Source organism: Neobittarella massiliensis (ex Bilen et al. 2018) (genome assembly GCF_900289145.1).
Classification (GTDB): Bacteria; Bacillota; Clostridia; order Oscillospirales; family Ruminococcaceae; genus Neobittarella; species Neobittarella massiliensis.
On sequence record NZ_OKQO01000006.1, the window covers coordinates 72764 to 91144 of the forward strand.

The 18381-nt window shown below is 62.8% G+C and carries 16 protein-coding genes and 1 other annotated feature; of the genes, 3 read left to right on the forward strand and 13 right to left on the reverse strand.

The features are described 5' to 3' along the window. The first annotated feature begins 95 nt into the window (after window positions 1–95). The 3 genes from C6Y32_RS09400 (at window position 96) to C6Y32_RS09410 (ending at window position 2638) form a co-directional block, all read left to right on the forward strand. Entirely contained in the window at window positions 96–560 is a 465-nt protein-coding gene (locus tag C6Y32_RS09400; RefSeq protein WP_105205016.1) for an SDR family oxidoreductase, read from the forward strand. A gap of 421 nt (window positions 561–981) precedes the next feature. Beyond that, window positions 982–1440, forward strand: coding sequence for a GNAT family N-acetyltransferase (locus C6Y32_RS09405; protein ID WP_105205017.1), 459 nt, complete (start codon window positions 982–984; stop codon window positions 1438–1440). 70 nt (window positions 1441–1510) lie between these two features. Then, window positions 1511–2638 (forward strand): iron-containing alcohol dehydrogenase, encoded by a 1128-nt coding sequence (locus tag C6Y32_RS09410; RefSeq protein ID WP_105205018.1) that lies wholly within the window; start codon window positions 1511–1513, stop codon window positions 2636–2638. A 1117-nt stretch (window positions 2639–3755) separates the two neighbouring features. On the opposite strand, the gene aspS is transcribed toward C6Y32_RS09410, so the two are convergent. From aspS to C6Y32_RS09475, 13 genes are all read right to left on the reverse strand, one after another. Beyond that, complete coding sequence (gene aspS / locus C6Y32_RS09415) at window positions 3756–5540, reverse strand: aspartate--tRNA ligase (RefSeq protein WP_105205019.1); 1785 nt, start codon at window positions 5538–5540, stop codon at window positions 3756–3758. Between the two features lie 28 nt (window positions 5541–5568). Continuing rightward, window positions 5569–6834, reverse strand: coding sequence for a histidine--tRNA ligase (hisS, locus tag C6Y32_RS09420; protein WP_243562666.1), 1266 nt, complete (start codon window positions 6832–6834; stop codon window positions 5569–5571). Between the two features lie 271 nt (window positions 6835–7105). After that, window positions 7106–7316 (reverse strand) — a binding site (T-box leader). A 43-nt stretch (window positions 7317–7359) separates the two neighbouring features. Then, window positions 7360–7779: a methylglyoxal synthase gene (locus C6Y32_RS09425; RefSeq protein ID WP_105205020.1), complete on the reverse strand. Its 420-nt coding sequence runs from the start codon at window positions 7777–7779 to the stop codon at window positions 7360–7362. A 16-nt stretch (window positions 7780–7795) separates the two neighbouring features. Next, window positions 7796–8533, reverse strand: a complete 738-nt coding sequence (locus tag C6Y32_RS09430) for a nucleotide-binding protein (RefSeq protein WP_105205021.1) — start codon at window positions 8531–8533, stop codon at window positions 7796–7798. Window positions 8534–8844: 311 nt separating this feature from the next. Beyond that, window positions 8845–10899: a penicillin-binding transpeptidase domain-containing protein gene (locus tag C6Y32_RS09435; RefSeq protein WP_105205022.1), complete on the reverse strand. Its 2055-nt coding sequence runs from the start codon at window positions 10897–10899 to the stop codon at window positions 8845–8847. Between the two features lie 47 nt (window positions 10900–10946). Further along, on the reverse strand, window positions 10947–11465 hold the full coding sequence (gene mreD, locus C6Y32_RS09440) for a rod shape-determining protein MreD (RefSeq protein WP_164998204.1): 519 nt from the start codon (window positions 11463–11465) through the stop codon (window positions 10947–10949). A 30-nt stretch (window positions 11466–11495) separates the two neighbouring features. Further along, window positions 11496–12323, reverse strand: coding sequence for a rod shape-determining protein MreC (gene mreC / locus C6Y32_RS09445; protein ID WP_105205024.1), 828 nt, complete (start codon window positions 12321–12323; stop codon window positions 11496–11498). Window positions 12324–12495: 172 nt separating this feature from the next. Continuing rightward, window positions 12496–13503: a rod shape-determining protein gene (gene mreB, locus C6Y32_RS09450; protein ID WP_105205025.1), complete on the reverse strand. Its 1008-nt coding sequence runs from the start codon at window positions 13501–13503 to the stop codon at window positions 12496–12498. A gap of 209 nt (window positions 13504–13712) precedes the next feature. After that, window positions 13713–14330, reverse strand: coding sequence for a Maf family protein (locus C6Y32_RS09455; protein WP_243562668.1), 618 nt, complete (start codon window positions 14328–14330; stop codon window positions 13713–13715). 5 nt (window positions 14331–14335) lie between these two features. After that, entirely contained in the window at window positions 14336–14776 is a 441-nt protein-coding gene (dut, locus tag C6Y32_RS09460) for a dUTP diphosphatase (protein ID WP_105205026.1), read from the reverse strand. Further along, window positions 14777–16885 (reverse strand): peptidase U32 family protein, encoded by a 2109-nt coding sequence (locus C6Y32_RS09465; RefSeq protein WP_129589427.1) that lies wholly within the window; start codon window positions 16883–16885, stop codon window positions 14777–14779. Continuing rightward, window positions 16872–17222, reverse strand: a complete 351-nt coding sequence (locus C6Y32_RS09470; RefSeq protein ID WP_105205028.1) for a cell division protein ZapA — start codon at window positions 17220–17222, stop codon at window positions 16872–16874. Before C6Y32_RS09470 ends, C6Y32_RS09465 begins: the two co-directional genes overlap by 14 nt. Window positions 17223–17377: 155 nt before the next feature. Further along, window positions 17378–18298 (reverse strand): M14 family zinc carboxypeptidase, encoded by a 921-nt coding sequence (locus C6Y32_RS09475; RefSeq protein ID WP_105205029.1) that lies wholly within the window; start codon window positions 18296–18298, stop codon window positions 17378–17380. Window positions 18299–18381 lie beyond the last annotated feature (83 nt).

The window sequence follows — 18381 nt, forward strand, 5'->3', positions numbered from 1 at the left end:
CCCCACCATCCGCCCGCCCCGCCCGCGCTCGGCCCCACTGTGCCGGGGTGTCGAGATGTCGGGGCGTCGGGTGCCAGCCGTGCAGGCGGCAAGAAATGATGGGAGATATGGGCGCAACTATCGCGCCGGTCACCGGTGTTACCGGTGCCACCGGCGGCATCGGCCGCTGTTTCATCGAGCAACAGCTGCGCGAGCCCGACGGCGAGATCTGGGCAGTGGCCCGCACCGCGCAGCGGCAGCCGCCGCTGTGCACAGAGCCCAGCCCCAGTATCGCCCCCATTCCCGCCAACTTATCTTGCCCCGCCGCGCTCCCCGCCCCGGGGCAGCGCCTGCAGGATCAGTCGCCGGTGGTAAAATATCTCATCAACCATGCCGGCGGCGGCAACATAGCCCTCTTTATCAGCTTTACCGCCGCCGAGGATCCAACCCAGCATCGCCGTCCGCTGCACGGCCACAGCGGCCCTGTGCGGCATGTGTGTGCCCTATATGCAAGCACATATGCAGCAGGCAGCCGCATCGTCAATATAAGCCTTACAGGGGCCTCACGGGCCTCGTTTTAGCTGGTCGCATATCTGTTTTTCTCCACGCCGCCGATAAGGCCTCTGGCCGTGTAATTTCCCGTGTGCTGCAGGCCGAGCCTCGCAGAGCCGTTACCACCGTTACCACCGTCTGCCTCGGCTGGGTGCGCACCGATCTGCCCGAGCGTGAACGCGGCGGCCGCCCCATCCATTTCCCCGGCTTGGCCGGACCCGTCCCGGTGGTGCAGAGGGACGGTATATATCTGCCTGTGGGGCCTATGTGAAATATATGCACCTGCTGGCCAAGATCTTTCCCCACTGGTCGGTGATGAACACCTGGTTGCGGCAGATCAAAAAGCACCTCTGAAGTACGCAGTATGCCCCCCATCCGGCGCGCCCCAGTATTACGGCCGCCACGGGGTGCGCACACAGTCTTTGTCCCTGGCTATAAAGGAGAACGGTCATGACTCTGCAAGTGGAGCACCTCACCGCTGGCGCGGCCCGCCACCAGGCGCTGCTGCTGGCCCGCCGCGGCTTCGACGCCTACATCGCTGCCGACTACGGCTCGGTGGGCACAGCCACCTTTCACGCCTTTCTAGATGACGAGAGCGCCACCGCCCAGCTGCAGATGTACGGCGCCTTTGCCGGCGGTCAGCTGGTGGGCATGCTCGCCCTGCGCGGGGCCCATATCGCGCTGTTTTTTACCGCGGTGGGTCGGTGTCAAAATGGTATCGGCCGGCAGCTGTTTGGGGTGGTCTGCCGCCAGACCGGCCTGCGCCGGTTCACCGTCCACGCCTCCCCCTGCGGGCTGGCAGCCTATCACCGCCTCGGCTTTGTGGCGACCGGCAGTGAGCAGTGTACCGACGGTATGCGCTATACGCCTATGTGCTGGTCGGCGCCGGCCCGGTCCCACAGCAGCTAGCTGTCCCCGCCCGCGAAAAAACGCCCAACAGTGCGCCTTTGCAGCGCGATCTTTAAAAGGAGGTCCCCTTATGCAGGAGATGCAATTTTACATGCCGGTACCACTGCACTGCGAGAGCGGCTGCGTGCTGGCCTATTCGCACAAGCTGGCCCAGCTGGGCGGCAGCTGCCTTATCGTCACCGGCCGTACCGGTGCCCACGCCAGCGGCGCACTTGACGACGTACAGACCGCCCTGCAGCTCCAGGGTATCGAGTACACGGTCTTCGACGAGATCGAGGAAAACCCACTGGTATCCACCTGCCACCGCGCCGGCCGTGCCGCGCGGGAGCTGGGGGCCGAGTTTATCGTCGCTATCGGCGGTGGCAGCGCCTTGGATGCCGGTAAAGCGGTAGCGGTGTACGCCGCCAACAGCGATCTCGGCGGCGAGGAGATCTACGATCTCGACTGGCCGCTGCCGGCGCTGCCCTGTGCGCTGGTGCCCACTACCGCCGGCACCTCCAGCGAGCTCGACCAGACCGCTGTGCTCACCATCGATGCACTGGGCGTCAAAAAGAGCGTGGGCCGGGCCGACATGTTTCCCGCGCTGGCGCTGGTCGATGCCAAATACACCTACTCTCTGCCCTATCGGGCCACCGTCTCCACCGCCGTCGATGCCTTTTCTCACTGTGCCGAGAGCTACTTTGCCCAAAATGCCGACACCATCTCCCGCATGTTTGCCTTACAGGGGTCCGCACTGCTGTGGCCGTCGCTCACCACTTTGGCCGGTCTCTCCCCCTTTATCGAGCCCGAGCAGATCGACACCACGCTCCGCGACGACATCAGTGCCGGCTGCACCTTGGCCGGTTTCTCACTGGGCCGCTGCGGCACCTGTTTTCCCCATCCCTTGGGCTACCTGCTCACCGAGGGGTACGCCATCCCCCACGGCAGCGCTACTGGCGTGTTCCTGCCCGCCTTTTTGCAGCGGGCACGGCGGTACGAGCGCGGCCTGTTCGACCGATTTTTAGAAGTGGTCGGCGCCCCGTCGCTCGCGGCGCTCAGCGCCACGCTGCAAAAACTCTGCCCGGTACAGGTAAAGATGGACCCCCAGCAGATCGAGGGCTACCGCCCCCGCTTGCAAAACGTCAAAAATTTTGCCCGTACCCCCGGCGGCTATACCGACAGCGACGCCCTCGACCTGCTGCGTCAGCTGTTCCTGTAGCGCGGTACTACCGCATAAAGTGCGCCCTCCTGTACCGCTTACCGCAGACATGTACCCAACAACGTCAAAAAAGACCCGGCAGGCGCATGGCGCCCGGCCGGATCTTTTAATTTGTACACAGGTCACAGGTATTTGGTAAAGCTTTTGCCGTTAGTGCGGGCTGTACCCACAGTGGGCGCAGCCCCATGCGCGGCGGCACGGTCATTTCTCAATTCCGGCCACCCCCACTGAGCACACCTTCTGCGGCCCGGTGTCCGTTGGCGGCGAGCAGGTTGCACCCAATACCCCGCCCCCGATAGGCTCCGGCGCCAGAGCCAAAATACTTTTGAGCGAGTCGGTATCGGTACCGGCGCAGCTGCCGCGGAGAGCGTCCGGCCACAGGAATACTCGCCCCGGTCGCTGAGTGCTTGTGCTCGCTTAAAGCGATATCCCTTCATACGTTCACGGCCAAACTGCTTTGAGCGGTAAAATATTTCCTGTGACCGGCAGCCCCTGGCGGTAAGCGCTTAGAAGCTCATTAAACACCGGCACAGTATTTCTATTGGCGATTGGCGGCAGCTCCGCGCTGTAGCCCGCTGGTCCGCCGTTACACCGTTGCGCTGTTGTACGGGTGCGCTGTTTGTTATGTCGCCCCATGTTTGCACCCAGCACTTGTCCCGCTACCCTACCCAGTGTTTATCCCAGAGCCCAGCCTGCAAATGTGAGGAGTCCCGTCGCTCACAGTCTCCTTCACACGGTATAAAACTGCGTTAAATCGGTCTATACCGGCTCAAAGCAGCTGTAGTCCATATATAAGTCGGCCATTACAGTCAGTTCCCGGTAAGAGAAACGCGCTCTCGCCGGCCGGCAGATATCGCGACAAAAAGGTGTCGTATCAGCCGCTGCCGACATGATGGAGGACAGCGCCTGCACCCGGCCCCTCGGCCGCAGCGGCTGTAATGCGCCGCCGCCAAGTCCATATGGCTCTCGAGCATCAGCCCAAAATAAAAGAGCGGGGTACAGTCAAACTGTACCCCGCTCTCTGTAGCTTTATGTTGTCGGAGCGGTACCGAGCTTTGCGCCGATACACTTACCGGCCTTTAGCAGCGGCATTGGCCGGTGCGGCATAAAGGCCCGCTCACGCCTCGTCTAAAACCGTGGCAATCGCCAGCTCGTCCAGCTGCGCCTTGTCCACCTGGGCCGGGCAGCCGCTCATCAGCTCGCTGGCGTTCTGCACCTTGGGGAAAGCGATCACGTCGCGGATCGAGCTGCGGTGCAGCATCAGCATCACCAGCCGGTCCAGCCCGTAGGCCATACCGCCGTGGGGCGGTACCCCGTACTGGAACGCCTCCAGCAAAAAGCCAAAGCGCTCTTTGGCCTGCTCGGGGGTAAAGCCCAGCGCCTCAAACATCCGCTCCTGTATATCCGGGTCGCTGATACGGATCGAGCCGCCGCCCAGCTCGCAGCCGTTGAGCACCATGTCGTACGCTCTGGCACGGGCTCTGCCCGGGTCCTGCTCGATCAGCGCCACATCCTCGTAAAACGGGGCGGTGAACGGGTGGTGCATGGCGGTGTAGCGCCCCTCCTCCTCGCTGTACTCAAACAGCGGGAACTCGGTCACCCACAAAAAGTTGTAGGCGCTCTCGTCGATCAGACCGTACTGGCCGGCCACCTCACAGCGCAGTGCGCCCAAGGCGGTCTGGGCGGTGGCCGTGTCGCCGTCGGCCACGATCAGCAGCACGTCGCCCGGCTCGGCGCCCAGCGCCGCGTGCAGGTCCGCCACCTCTTTTTCGGTCAAAAACTTCTCAAAGCTCGAGGCCACCGTCCCGTCCGGCGCCAGCCGGCTGTAGGCCAGCCCCTTGGCGCGGTAGGTCTTTACAAAATCCACCAGCTTGTCGATCTTTTTGCGGCTCAGCTCACTGTAGAGGCCCTTGGCGTTGATACCCACCACTGTGCCGGTGGCCAGCGCCCCCGAAAACACCTGGAAGGTGCTGTCTTTAAGTACTGCCGACAGGTCGCACAGCTCCATGCCAAAGCGGGTGTCCGGCTTGTCGCTGCCATAGCGGGCCATAGCCTCCCGGTAGGGCAGGCGTGCAAACGGGGTGGGCACGTCGATATCCAGCACCTCTTTAAACAGGTACTTGATAAAGCCCTCGTTTACCGCCATCACGTCGTCCTCTTCCACAAACGACATCTCCAGGTCTATCTGGGTAAACTCGGGCTGCCGGTCAGCCCGCAGATCCTCGTCGCGAAAGCACTTGGCGATCTGCATGTAGCGGTCAAATCCGGCCAACATCAGCAGCTGCTTGTACATCTGGGGCGACTGGGGCAGCGCGTAAAATTTGCCCTTATTTACCCGGCTGGGCACCAGGTAGTCGCGGGCCCCTTCAGGGGTCGACTTTATCAGTATCGGCGTCTCGATCTCCACAAAGCGGTGGCGGTCGTAGTAGTCCCTGGCCGCCTTTACGATCCTGTGGCGCAGCAAAATGGTCTGCTGCAGCTCCGAGCGCCGCAGGTCCAAATAGCGGTAGCGCAGCCGCAGCTCGTCGTTTACCTGCACCTTGTCGCTGATCTCAAACGGCGGCGTCTTGGCCTTCGAAAGTACCCGCAGCTCGGTCACATACAGCTCGATATCGCCGTTTTTCAGGTCGGGGTTTTTCGATTCCCGCTCCCGCACGGTGCCGCGCACCGCCAGCACGTACTCGGCGCGGGCGGTAAAGGCCTTGTCAAAAATGGTGCGGTCGGTGCTGTCGTCAAAGGCCAGCTGTACGATACCGGTGCGGTCCCGCAGGTCGATAAAGATCAGGTTGCCCAGGTCTCTCTGTTTCTGAACAAAACCGCACACGCCCACCGTCTGGCCCAGCTGGGCGCTAGTCACCTCGCCGCAGTAGCTGGTGCGCGCAAATCCGTGAATGGTCTCCATAAAACGTCTCTCCTCTTTATCCTGGCTGTTATCTCTTCCCCAGCAGGCCGCCGAGCGCGCTAAAATCGGTCTCGGTCTCCTCGCCGGTCTCCATATTTTTCACCTTGCCCCGCCCGGCGGCGATCTCGTCGTCGCCCAGCACCAGCGTGTAGCGGGCGCCCAGCTTGTCGGCGTATTTCATCTGCGCCTTCAGGCTGCGGCCCTGTACGTCGCTCTCGCAGAAAAAGCCCTGCCGCCGCAGGTCCATGGCGATCTGCTGGCTCTTCACCGAAGCTGCCTCGCCGATCGAGGCGATATACAGGTCGCACACCGTATCTCGGCCCATAAAGGCGCCGGCGTGCTCCATCACCAGCATCAGCCGCTGCAGGCCGATGGCAAAGCCGATGGCCGGGGTGGGCGCGCCGCCCAGCGTCTGCACCAGCCCGTCATAGCGGCCGCCGCCGCACACGGTGCCCTGTGCGCCGATATTTTGCGACACGAACTCAAACACCGTCTTGGTATAATAGTCCAGCCCCCGCACGATCTGCGGGTTCACCGTGTAACTGATCCCCATGGCGTCCAGCCGGGTCTTTACCCCCTCAAAGTGGTCGTGGCACTCCTCGCACAGGTTGTCGATGCCCTTGGGCGCCCCGGCGGCCACCTCTTTGCAGCTGTCGTTTTTGCAGTCCAAAATACGCAGCGGGTTTTTCTCCAACCGCTCGCGGCAGGTGGGGCACAGCTGGTCTATGTGCTGGTTAAAGTAGGCGCGCAGCTTGTCGTGGTACATCGGCCGGCACTTGGGGCAGCCGATCGAGTTGATCTCCACCCCGATATCACCCACGCCCAGCGTCTCGAATATCTGGCTCACAAAGGCGATCAGCTCGGCGTCGCAGGCCGGGTGCTGCGAGCCAAATACCTCCGCGCCAAACTGGCGGAACTGGCGGTATCGGCCGGCCTGGGGCTTTTCGTAGCGAAAGCAGTCGATAAGGTAGCTCATCTTCAGCGGCAGCGACCGCCCCAATAGCCCGTGCTCCAGCGAGCAGCGCACCACGCTGGCAGTGCCCTCCGGCCGCAGCGTGATCGAGCGGCCGCCCTTATCCTCGAAGGTGTACATCTCTTTTTGCACGATATCGGTGGTGTCCCCCACCCCGCGGTCAAACAGCTGGGTGTGCTCAAACACCGGGGTGCGCACCTCGTGAAAGCCAAATTTCTGCGACAGCGCCGTCAGCGCCTGCTCGATATACTGCCACTTGTAACTCTCTTCGGGTAAAACGTCCTGGGTGCCCCGCGGGGCGGTGGTGATCAGTTTTGCCATGGTCGCTCCTCATTTCTCTCATTTTCTGGGGCTGTGCGCGCGGCACTTCTGCCTGCGCGGCACAGCCGCCGGTATCTCTTATGTAAAACACGGCCGCAACATGCCGCCGGTATTTAGCTCTGTGCGGTGCCAAACCACTGCCGTCCGGCAAGCTCTGTGCGGTGCAAAGCGTGCACAGCCCTTATAAAAGCTCCGCTGGTGCCACCGCCCCTTGCCGTCACCGCTCATCTCTGATTCCCGCAGTCGACAAAAAAGACCCCATCCCCACACAAAAAGGGACGGAGTCTTCACATTCCGCGGTGCCACCCTTGTTGAGGGCCTGCGGCCCCCCACTCAGTTTCCCTTAACGCGGGGCACGGGTGGTTTTTAGCCACCGGCTACAGCGGTGTCCTTCACCGCCGCTGCCCGCGCCCCTCGCACCAGGTGGGGCGCTCTCTGTACGGGCGGGCAGGCGGTTACTGCTCCTCTGTCAAAGCCATTTTAACAGCAATATATGCACGATACAGGCCTTAAAACGCGGGCGGGCTACTGTGCCGCGCCGGCATTTTTGGGGTTGACGATGTTGCGCCAATCCAAGTCGCCGCGGTCCAGACCGTGGATCAGCACCTCGGCGGTGGCCATGTTGGTCGCTACCGGAATGTTGTGCACGTCGCAGAGCCGCAGCATGTTGTTGTCTCCCGCCTTCGACACATTGGGGCTGATGGAATCTCTGAAAAACAGCACCAGGTCGATCTCGTTGTTGGCGATGCGGGCCGATATCTGCTGCTGGCCGCCCTGTGCGCCCGATAAAAACTTTTGAATGGCAAGACCGGTGGCCTCGGCGACCAAATGCCCGGTAGTGCCGGTGGAACAGAGTTCGTGGCGGCTCAAGATTCCGCAGTACGCGATGCAGAACTGTACCATCAGTTCTTTTTTGGAGTCGTTGGCAATGATGGCGATATTCAAGATATGACCCTCCAATCTATTGTACGTCCAAAGGAATATAGGCGCCCTCCAGGCGGGCGGCAATGTTTGCAAATACCCGTGCCGGCAGCCCCTTAGCGGGCAGCGACGCGCCGGTGGTGGCCGACAGGTGTACGGTGTGGTCCATGGGCACCACCCCCAGGAGCTGGGCCCCGGCCAGATCGATCACCTCGTCCAGGTCCCGCACCGAGCTCTTGGCAATGTCCCGCGGCTCCACCCGGTTGATCACCAGCCGGCGGCTGGCTATGTTGGGGAAATCGTCCAAAAGCTGGCCCACTACGCCCGCGTCCCGGGCGGCAATAATATCCGGCGTGGTGACGATGATCGCGCGGTCCGCCGCGTAGGCCCCCACTCGAAAGCCCTCCCCCACCCCGGCCGGGGCGTCCAGCAGCGTGTAGTCGTAAAAGCGGCTGGCCGCACGGCACAGCTCAAAAAGCTTCTGCGGCACGATCGGGCTGCCGGGGGTAAACGGTGCCGGCAAAATGTGTAAGTTGGGGCAAAAACTGCAGGGCACCACGGCGCGGTCAGCGCTTATGCGCCCCTCGGTCACGTCCCCCAGGTGAAAAACGGTCTGCTGCGATATACCGGCCATAATGTCCAGCCCCCGCAGCCCGGTGTCCAGCTCGATAGCCAGCACTTTTCGGCCCAGCGCCGCCAGCGCCACGCCGGTAAAAAAACCGACCGTCGTCTTGCCCACGCCGCCTTTGCCAGAGGTGATGAGCGCTATGTCGCCCACACTTTCACCGACCTTTCAAAAAAGCAGCAGGGCTGTATGTGACGGGCACACAGGTCATACCCGCCGCCGAGAAACAACTATCTGATTAACATTGTAACACATGAAATTATGCCACGTCAAACACAGAATAGACAAATCGATGCCCCAAATGTGCCATATCGATAAAGTGAGCCGGATTTATGGTGCCAGTAAAGCACACATTTCGCTATTTCTGCCACTTGCCCCTAAAAGCGCCGCTGCACGCCCACCAAACACAAAGCCCGCTCCACCGGTGTCGGCGGGGCGGGTTTTGTGCGCTCAATACGCCTGGGTCACTGGGCAGCCTGCCCGTCGGGGTAAAAGTAGGCGTTCATGATCTCGGCCACCATCGGCGACAGGTAGTAGCTGTCGCCGCCGTGCTCAATGACCACTGCCACCGCGATCTCCGAGTTTTCCGCCGGCCCGTAGGCGATGTACACCGCGTTGGGGCTGCCGTTTGGCACCTGCGGGGTACCGGTCTTAGAGGCCACATCGATGGGGTAGTTCTGAAAGCCCGGCCGGCCCGAGCCCTCCCGCGACACCGCCACCATACCCTCACGCACGGCGGCGTAGTCCTCGTCGCTGATGCCCTCTACCTGGGCGGCCACGGTGGGCTTGGTCTCATAAATGGTCGCGCCGGTGTTGTGGTCCAAAACGCCTTTGATCAGGTGCGACTTGTAGCGGGTGCCGTTGTTGGACATGGTGGCCGCATAGGTGGCCAACTGCAGCGGGGTCACGATGGTCTCGCCCTGACCGATCGCCGCCTGCACGATATCGCCGGGCACCCACTCGCGCGAGTAGTTGTCCGGGTGCGAGATCTTCGATCCGGTGCCGCCGCCCAGCTCAAAGCCCAGTGACTCGCCGTCCTCGCCCAGCCCCAGCTGGTGGGCGGTGTCAAATATCTTCTGAATGCCCACCTGGCGGCCCACCTCGTAAAAGTAGATGTTACAGGATACCGCCAGCGCCCGCTTCAGCGAGATGGGCCCGTGCGTGCCCAAGCACTCGGGGCTGTACCCGTCAAAGTAGGTATATACATGGTTACAGGTCACGCTGGTAGAGGGGTTGATCGTACCCGCACTCAGCGCCGCCAGCCCCACGCAGGGCTTGAATACCGAGCCGGGGGTGTAGGTGCCGTCCAGCGCCCGGTTGAACATGGGGTTGAGCGGGTCCTTGTACAAGGCGTTATAATCTTTAAAAAAGTTGTTGATGTCGTAGGTGGGGTAGTTGGCCATGGCCAGCACCTCGCCGGTCTTGGTGTTGAGCACCACCGCCGCGCCGGCGTTGGCGTCGGCACCCACCCCCACCCCTTTGGTGGCGGCGATATTTTTAATGTAGCGCTCCAGTATCTCCTGGGTCTTTCCCTGTAAGTTGGCGTCGATGGTCAGCTGTACCGTGCCGCCGGGCTGGGGCGCTTTGGTCTCGGTCTGGCTCAGCACATTGCCCGACTTGTCCTTCACCACCTGCACCTGGCCGGCCGTGCCTTTCAGGGTGCTCTCATAGGCCTTCTCCACCCCGTCTTTGCCCACCACATCGTTGAGCTTATAGCCCTTTTTGGCCAGCTCCTCGTACTCCTCTTTGCTTATCGAGCCGATGTGCCCCAGCAGGTGGGGCAGCAGGGTGCCGTTGGGGTACTCGCGAATGGCCTCCTCCACGATGCCCACCCCCGGCATCTGCATGCTGGCCTCCTCGATGGCGGTCACCGCCTCGATAGAGATGTCGCTGGCATAGGTGTAGGGGGTGTTCGAAAAATAACCCCGCAGCTCCATTTCGTAGCGCACGCCGGCTATGGTCCGCGCATCCTGGCGGCTGTATTCCTTCAGCTCGTATTTCTCGATGAGCTTGTCCATCACGTTTTCGGCGGTGGCGTAAACATTTAAGTCGTTGGTCTTTTTAAGGCTCTCAATGTCTGCCGCCAGCTCTTTTTCGGTGCGCACGTCCACATTCTCGGTGCTGCCGGCGTTGGCCGCCTCCTCCGCCGAGGTCAAAAACCCGTACGGCTCCGACTTGCTGATGGGCAGCGTGTCGTTCCAGGTCTGCCCCTTGGCAGTCATAATGCCGCACAGCTTCAAAATGGTCTCGTTCAGGTCCTCGCTGGGCAAAAACAGCTTGTTGAACTGCACGTTATAGCCCACCCGGTTGGTGGCCAGCGCCACCCCGTTGCGGTCTACGATCTCGCCTCGGGCCGCCGAGACGTCCATGGTGTACACCGCGCTGGCGTCAGCCTGCTCCCGGTAGCTGTCCCCCTGCACCACCTGCAGGTCAAACAACACCGAGCCAAACAGTCCCCCCACCAAAAGGAGGATGAGCCCCAGGTAACTCAGCCGGTTGGAAAAGAATTTTTTGAGCATAGAGCCCTCCTTCTCTCAGATGTTTTAAGTGGTCGGGCCGGGCGTGTTCAGGTCCCTTCACCGCGCAGGCAGGCGCGGCGGATGCCCAGCACCGCCAGCAGTATCAGCGGGCAGCACAGCGCGGTGTACAGCGTCCCCGGCAAAAGCTGCCGGGTGAGGATATACAGGCTGTCCTTATAAAAGAAAAAGAAGTTGAACAGGTAGTCCAGCCCGCACTGTACCAGCAGCGCCAGCGCGCAGACCAAGCTGGCGTTGAGCACCGTCTTGCGCACCCAAAAAATAAAGAAAAACGAGCAGGCCACACACAGCACGCAGAGGATCACCCCGTTAAAGCCCGACAGCCGCATCGCCGACAGGTCCCACATCAGCCCGGCCACCGCCCCGTATATGGCACCGGCCAGCTCATTTTCATAAATGGCGATGGCCAGCGCGGCCGGCGCCACCAGTGCCGGCCGCACCCCGGCAATGCCAAACAGCCCCGGGGTGGTCTGCATGGTATAAAGCAAAAGCAGCAGCAGCGCGTAAAACACCCACCGCAAATGCACTCGAACCGGTATCTTTTGCAACAGCTATCCGCCCTTTCCGCCCCACCGGGGTCAGTGCTCGATGAGCACCATCACCGTCGACACGCTCGAAACATCCACCACCGGCTCCAGTACCGCGTATTTGGTGATGCCGTTTTTCTCCGGCTTTACCGATTTGATGGTGCCGATGAGCAGGTCTTTGGGAGCGATGTCCCCCATGCCCGAGGTCAACACCATGTCTCCCTCGGCCGCCGTCGAGGTGCGCGACAGGTACCTGAGCTTGGTCTGCCCCTCTTTCGAGAGCGCAGTGTCGCCCGATACCACACCGGTATCCCGCGACTGGCTGGTGTATACCCCCAGCTTAAAGGCGGGGTCCAGTATCGTCATCACCGTCGAGTAGTTGGGCCCGGCCTCCATCACCAGCCCCACCAGCCCGTCCGAAGTGATCACCGGGTCCTGGTTTTTGATGCCGTCGCTAGTGCCCTTGTCGATGGTAAAGGCGTAAAAACGGGCACTGGCGTCACGGCCGATCACGCTGGCAGTCACCATTTTGTATTCGGGGTGCGCCTGCTGGATCTGCAGCTGCTGGGCGTAGTTGGCGTTCTCCTCTTTGTAGCGGTCCAGGTCGGTCAGCTGGCCCCGCAGCTCCTGTATCTCTTTTTTCAGCTCCTGGTTTTCGTCCAGCAGCTCATCGGCCAGGGTCAGCCGGTCAAAAAAGCCGCCGAACCAGCCCGACACCGTGGTGGCCACCGCCTGAAAAGGCGCCGTCACCGTGCCGATGATCTTCGAGGGCAGTGACGACAGCGTGCCGGTATAGGCCGCCTGGATCATAAACCCAAACAGCAGCGCCACGATGCAGATGATCACCTTAAAGCGGGTGGTCTTAAAAAAGTCTTTCATTCCAGAGATGCTCCCAGCCAGCCGGCGCCTCGCGCCGGTATAAAAAGGAGCGGGCAATGGGCAGCAGTGGTCCTGCCGCAGCCGCTTACCCGCTCAGTCGTGTCCTCTGTTCGCGCGCCCCAGCCCTCACGCCGATAGGGGCCCGCCGCCCGCCCCGTCCGGGGCCCGGCGCCTAATCCTCGTCCGAGAGGACCTCTTTTAGCACATTGATGTTCTCCAGCACCTTGCCGGTGCCCTCCGCCACACAGTCCAGCGGATTTTCGGCGATGTGGACCGGCATGCCGGTCTCGCCCGAAATGAGCTCGTCCAGCCCGCGCAGCAGCGCGCCGCCGCCGGTCAGAGTGATGCCGTGGTCGATGATATCGCTCGACAGCTCCGGCGGGGTACGCTCCAGGGTGGTCTTGATGGCGTCCACCACCTCCTGCAGCGGCAGCCGCAGCGCCTCGCGCACCTCTTTGGCCGAGAGCGAGATGTTCTTGGGCAGACCGTCGGCCAGATCGCGGCCCTTTATCTCGATAGAGCCCTCCCCCTCGTACGGCGCCGCCGAGCCAATCTGGATCTTGATCGACTCCGCCGTGCGCTCGCCGATGAGCAGGTTGTAGGTCTTTTTCACGTAGTTGATGATGGACGAGTCGAACTCGTCGCCGCCCACGCGCACCGACTTGGCCGCCACGATGCCGCCCAGCGAGATGACCGCCACCTCGCTGGTGCCGCCGCCGATGTCCACCACCATGCTGCCCACCGCCTCGGCCACCGGCAGCCCGGCGCCGATAGCTGCCGCCATGGGCTCCTCGATCACCGACACGTGCTTGGCGCCGGCTTTCAGCGCCGCCTCTTTCACCGCCCGCCGCTCAACGGCAGTCACCCCCGACGGGATGCAGATGATGACCTGCGGCCGGGCGAACATCTTGCCGCCAAAGATCTTCTTGATGAAGATCTGCAGCATACTGGTGGTGATGTCGAAATCGGCGATCACGCCGTCTTTCAGCGGGCGCACCGCCACGATAGAACCGGGCGTACGGCCGATCACGTCTTTGGCCTCCTGGCCCACAAAACGCACCGTGTCGGTCTTTTTATCTACGGCCACCACCGAGGGCTCGCGCATGATGATGCCTTTGCCCCGCATAAAGCACAGGGTGTTGGCGGTGCCCAGGTCGATGCCTACATCGCGTGAAAACATATATGATCCCCTTTCAGATATACCTCGCTCACAGTAAGGTAGACCGCCCCCCGCGCAAAGCAGCGCTCGCCGGTGCGGCATATCGCAACAGCGCGTCTTTTTACGCGCCTGTCCAATTTATTGACTCACATACCTTATTATAAACGCTGTGGCGGCGTTTCTCAACTACTTTTTATGAAGAATTTCTAAATATTCAGCCTGTTTTTTGTTCAGTGTCCCGCATCGGCCAGCAGCTCGGTCAGCACCTGGTACACCCGGCACAGCGGCAGGCCAAAAGCGGCGTAAAAATCTCCCTCGATGCCGGTAAAAAAGGCCGCCGCCGGCCCATTTATGCCGTAGGCGCCGGCCTTGTCGGCCCACAATCCGGTGTCCAGGTAGGCCTGCAGCTCAGTTTCGGTGATGGGCCGCATGTGCATCTGCACCGTCTCGCAAAATACGATCTCCCGCTGCCCGCGCAAAATGCACACCCCGGTGTGCACCTGGTGGTCGGTGCCCGAAAAGGTGCGCAGCATCTCGGCGGCGTGGTCCTGGTCGCGGGGCTTGCCGTAGGTGCGGCCGTCAAGGCCCACCACCGTGTCGCTGCCCAGCACGGTGCAGTCCGGCCGGCTCTTGGCCACTGCCTGCGCCTTCTGCCGGGCCAGGTACTGCACCATCTCCTCGGCCGGCATCTGGTGGGGCAGCACCTCATCCTCCCCGCTCACACACACGGTAAAATCGCGGGTGATGAGCCCCAGTATCTCCCGCCGCCGCGGCGACGCCGAGGCCAGGCACAAATTGAGCGGCGCAAAGTCACACATGGGCGCAAAGCCTTTTTTTTCGATCACCATACCCGCTACTTCCTCCCCGTCGAGCCAAAGCCGCCGTCGCCGCGGTCAGTGTCCGGCAGACAGTCGGTCAGAACTATCTCCGGCAGCAGCACCGGCGTGATCACCAGCTGGGCGATGCGCTCGCCGGGGGCCACCGTGTAGGCCGCGGCCGACTGGTTGCGCAGCGCCACCAGCACCTCTCCCCGGTAGTCGCTGTCGATCACGCCCACGCAATTTTGCGGCACCAGTCCGTGCTTGATGGCCAGTCCGCTGCGGGCGTATACCAGTCCCACACAGCCGCTGTCGGGCAGGGCCATAGCAAACCCGGTGGGAACGCCCACCGCCTCGCCCGGCGCGATGCAGAGCGGTTTTTCAAGGCAGGCGTACAGGTCGTAGCCGGCGCTGCCGGCGGTGGCGCGGGTTGGCGCTTTGGCGCCTTGGCGCAGCAATTTTATCATAAGCTTCATCTATAATACCCCCCGCAGGTACAGTCCGCGGGTAAACGCTTCCCCGCTGCGCTGCCCCGCGCTGTAGCAGTCGATCACCCGCCGGCACGCGGCCGGGTCCTCAACGGTAAAATACAGTACTGTGTAGTCGCAGGCGCGCAGCGCCTGCCGGCGGTCGCCCATGTCGATAGGCAGGGCATTGAGCAGGTAGCTGTAGCCGCCCTGGCATAAAACCGCAAACCGCTTGCCGGTGCGGTCGGTCAGCGCCCCGCGCCGGTCACAGCCGGCGCAGCCCTTTTTGCCCCGCAGCGGGCAGGCCCGCAGCACCATCACTGGCAGGTAGCCGTAGCCGATGGCCCCGCAGACTATTTCCCGGGGAAAGTCGCCCAGCTGCTGCTGTCGCAGCTCTGGCGACAGCGTGATCTCGCCCACTCCCAACTGCCGGTAGCAAAGCGCTGTCTGGGCGCTAAAGGTGTTGAGCGGCGCACCGCCCAGCACTGTGCCCCCCATCTCGCGAAGCGGCCCGATGTGGGCTAAGTTGTTGGCCTCAAAGCGGGTAAAGCCCCGCTCCCAAAGCGCCCGCGCCCGCTCTAGTGCCTGTGCCTCGCCGCCAAACAGCATCCGCGGCATCTCGCACACCAGCTTGTCCTTTAGCGGCGCCAGATCGTCGGCGTGCGCCCAGAGCTGCCCCAGCGGCAGGTAGATGCGCTCCAGTGCCCCCAGCACCTCCCGGCAGCCGCCGAGCTGGGCCACGGTCTCAAACCGCGCCCGCAGCCCCTGTTCGGCGGGCACTGGCCGGCGGATGGCCGGCGCCGCAAACGGCGGCAGGTCTGCTGACGATGCTGTAGCCGGTGCGTCCTCGCTGCACAGCGCGCCCAGCTGCTTTAGCGCCTGCCGCCGCAGCCCGTTGATAGCCGAGACCGGCAAAAAGTGCAGTTCGTCCACCTCTACTCGGCAGTCCCGCAGCACAAACGGCGTGCCGCCGGTCTTGCCCAGCGCCTTTTTTACCGCCTCGGCGGCAGTGGGCCGCCCGGTGGCCAGCTGGGGGCGTTCACTGCGGCAGCACACCTCTTTATCGCCGCTGCGGGCGGTGAGCACCGCCGCCTCGCCATCCAGCAAAAACTGCATGTAGAGCGGTTTGTCGCCGCCGGCCGCCGGCCGCATGTCGTCGGGGCGCACCACCTCCTGCATGGCCTGCTGCAGCGCCTGGGCGGTGTTGCGGGCATCGTCCTCCCGGCGCCAGCCAAACATCTCCTGCCCGGTGTGCCCGGTCAAAAAGCCGTCGGTAAAGCCGCTGCGCGAAAACAGGTCCTGCAGCCGCTGCCGGTCATAGGGCTTTCCAGCGCGGGCGCAGTGGGCCGCATAGGTGGTGCTGGCCACATATTCCGGCCGCTTTAACCGCCCCTCGATCTTGACCGAGGCCACCCCCATCTCCGCCAGCTGCGGCAGGTAGTCCAGCGCGCACAGGTCTTTTAAGCTCAGGTCGTGGCGGTCGTGGCCGCCGCGCCCGCACACCTGCCAAGGCAGCCGGCAGGTGCCGGCACAGCGCCCCCGGTTGCCCGAGCGGCCGCCGATCACCGCACTGAGCAGGCACTGCCCCGAGACCGACATGCACAGCGCCCCGTGCACGAACACCTCGATCTCGGTGGGGCTCTGCCGGCAGATATCGCCGATCTCAGCAAGCGTCAGTTCGCGCGCCAAAATAGCCCGGGTAAATCCCAGGCTCTGTAACATCCGTACCCCCTGCAGGGAGTGTATGCTCATCTGTGTCGAGCCGTGCAGCGGCAACTGCGGGTGGCGCTGGTGTACAGCCTGCGCCAGCCCCAGGTCCTGTGCGATCAGGGCATCTATCCCCGCCGCCACGGCGGTATCCACCACCGCCATGGCCGCCGTCAACTCGTCCTGGCGCAGCAGCGTGTTCAGCGCCAGGTGCACCCGCACCCCATTTTGGTGGCAGTAGCGCACCACCTCCGGCAGCGCGTCGGGGGCAAAGTTCTGTGCGCCGCTGCGGGCCGAAAAGCTGGTGGCGCCCAAATACACGGCGTCGGCGCCGCTGCGCACCGCCGCCCGCAGTTGCTGGGGTCCCCCGGCGGGGGCCAGTATCTCCAGCGCCACGCTACTGGATCTCAAGCCGCGTCTTCAGCGCCACGATCTCCCGCTGCAGCCGCTCCACCTCTCTCTTGGCCGACTCGCACTCGATGCGCGCCTTGGCCGCGTCCTCCAGGTAATCTTTTATCTGGGCGCGCATGTTGTCGGCGCTCTCCTGGGCCTTGTTGCAGGCGTCCATGTAGTCCAGCGCCTGCAAAATGGCGGCGGTGGTCACCGTCATGCGGCTGTCCTGGTCGATCATCCCCCGCAGCGCCTCGTCCAGCTTGGCACCCAGCGAGCGCACATATCCCTCGTCCTCGCTGCTGGCGATGACGTACTCGTTTTGGCAAATAGTCAGGCGTACCCGGTTCATAGCCATTTTAAAATTCCCCCCGTATATGTAAAAATACCTTTTTTCCTGCTCATGAGGCGCAGACCGGCCGGCCCGCGCGTTCCTTATAGTATTATAGCATATTTTACAGGGGGCGAAACCACACAATTGCGAACAAACTGCAAATTTACGCCGCGCTCTGCTCAGGCGATGGTCAGCACCGCCAGCATCGGCCCCACTTTTTCATATACCGGGTAAAAATCGCTGATGGGCAGCGGGTTTTGTCCCCGCCCGATCTCCAGCGTGTAACCGGGCTTGCCGTAGTGCAGAATAAACCAGTCCTTCAGCCCCGCGTGGCTGGCCGTGCCGCCCTGTACCGCCAGCTCGTAGCCGCTCACCGCCGCCAGCATCCGCGCCACCAGGTGGCTGTACTGGGGGGTGTGGGGCCCGTACTGGTAGTAGATCTCCTCCCCCTGGCTGTGCAGCGCCACCACCTGCCGCGGCCGGTACTGCTCACACAGCGCCACAATGGCCGCCGTCTCCGGCTCGCTGTGGGGGTAAGGTCCGCCAAATTTGGTGGGCCCGGGCCGGTGTACTCCGGCAAAGCGCGACTGCCGCTGGGCAATAAAAAATCCGGCGTCAAAGTTGTGGTTCAGGTCCACTCCGTGGGCGTTGGCCTGCCAGCGCGACAGGTCGCCCATGTCCGCCGGCGCGCCGCCGCAGTGGCTGTACACAAAGGGGGCAAACGGCCCGGCGGTGCCAATGCCGTTTACCACCAGCTCCAGCCCGTCGGGGTTCAGGCAGGGCACCACCAGCAGCCCGCGGTGGTCAAGCGCCTGGGCCATGTCGGTGTCGTACAGCTCCTCCCCCGCCGCGGCGGCGTCCAGCACTTGCTCGCAAAAGCGAAAACAGCTCAGCACTCCCAGCATCTCCAGCGCGTGTACTCCGCCCACCACCAACGTGGCGTCCTCCAGGTTGCCGATCCCCACGCATAACAGCTCCCGCCCCAGCACGCTCTGCCCAAACGAGAACACCCTGGGGCGGCCGGCGTGCAGTCCCAGCCTGGCGCAGCGGGCCAGTATTGTGGTATACTGTGGATAGTCTGTATAAAACACATCGGTCATACTCTCACCTCGCCACAGTATATGCGCCGGTCCCGGCGGTAGAATACCGGCCCGGCCCGCGGCGGGGCGTCAGCCATATCGAC

Bases quoted from the DNA above. Each gene is read 5' to 3' on its own strand.
- aspS (WP_105205019.1), bottom strand. From the start codon at position 5,540: ATGGAGACCATTCACGGATTTGCGCGCACCAGCTACTGCGGCGAGGTG.
- mreB (WP_105205025.1), bottom strand. From the start codon at position 13,503: ATGTTTTCACGCGATGTAGGCATCGACCTGGGCACCGCCAACACCCTG.
- mreC (WP_105205024.1), bottom strand. From the start codon at position 12,323: ATGAAAGACTTTTTTAAGACCACCCGCTTTAAGGTGATCATCTGCATC.
- C6Y32_RS09410 (WP_105205018.1), top strand. From the start codon at position 1,511: ATGCAGGAGATGCAATTTTACATGCCGGTACCACTGCACTGCGAGAGC.
- hisS (WP_243562666.1), bottom strand. From the start codon at position 6,834: ATGGCAAAACTGATCACCACCGCCCCGCGGGGCACCCAGGACGTTTTA.
- C6Y32_RS09455 (WP_243562668.1), bottom strand. From the start codon at position 14,330: ATGGTGATCGAAAAAAAAGGCTTTGCGCCCATGTGTGACTTTGCGCCG.
- dut (WP_105205026.1), bottom strand. From the start codon at position 14,776: ATGAAGCTTATGATAAAATTGCTGCGCCAAGGCGCCAAAGCGCCAACC.
- C6Y32_RS09435 (WP_105205022.1), bottom strand. From the start codon at position 10,899: ATGCTCAAAAAATTCTTTTCCAACCGGCTGAGTTACCTGGGGCTCATC.
- C6Y32_RS09405 (WP_105205017.1), top strand. From the start codon at position 982: ATGACTCTGCAAGTGGAGCACCTCACCGCTGGCGCGGCCCGCCACCAG.
- C6Y32_RS09470 (WP_105205028.1), bottom strand. From the start codon at position 17,222: ATGGCTATGAACCGGGTACGCCTGACTATTTGCCAAAACGAGTACGTC.
- C6Y32_RS09475 (WP_105205029.1), bottom strand. From the start codon at position 18,298: ATGACCGATGTGTTTTATACAGACTATCCACAGTATACCACAATACTG.
- C6Y32_RS09400 (WP_105205016.1), top strand. From the start codon at position 96: ATGATGGGAGATATGGGCGCAACTATCGCGCCGGTCACCGGTGTTACC.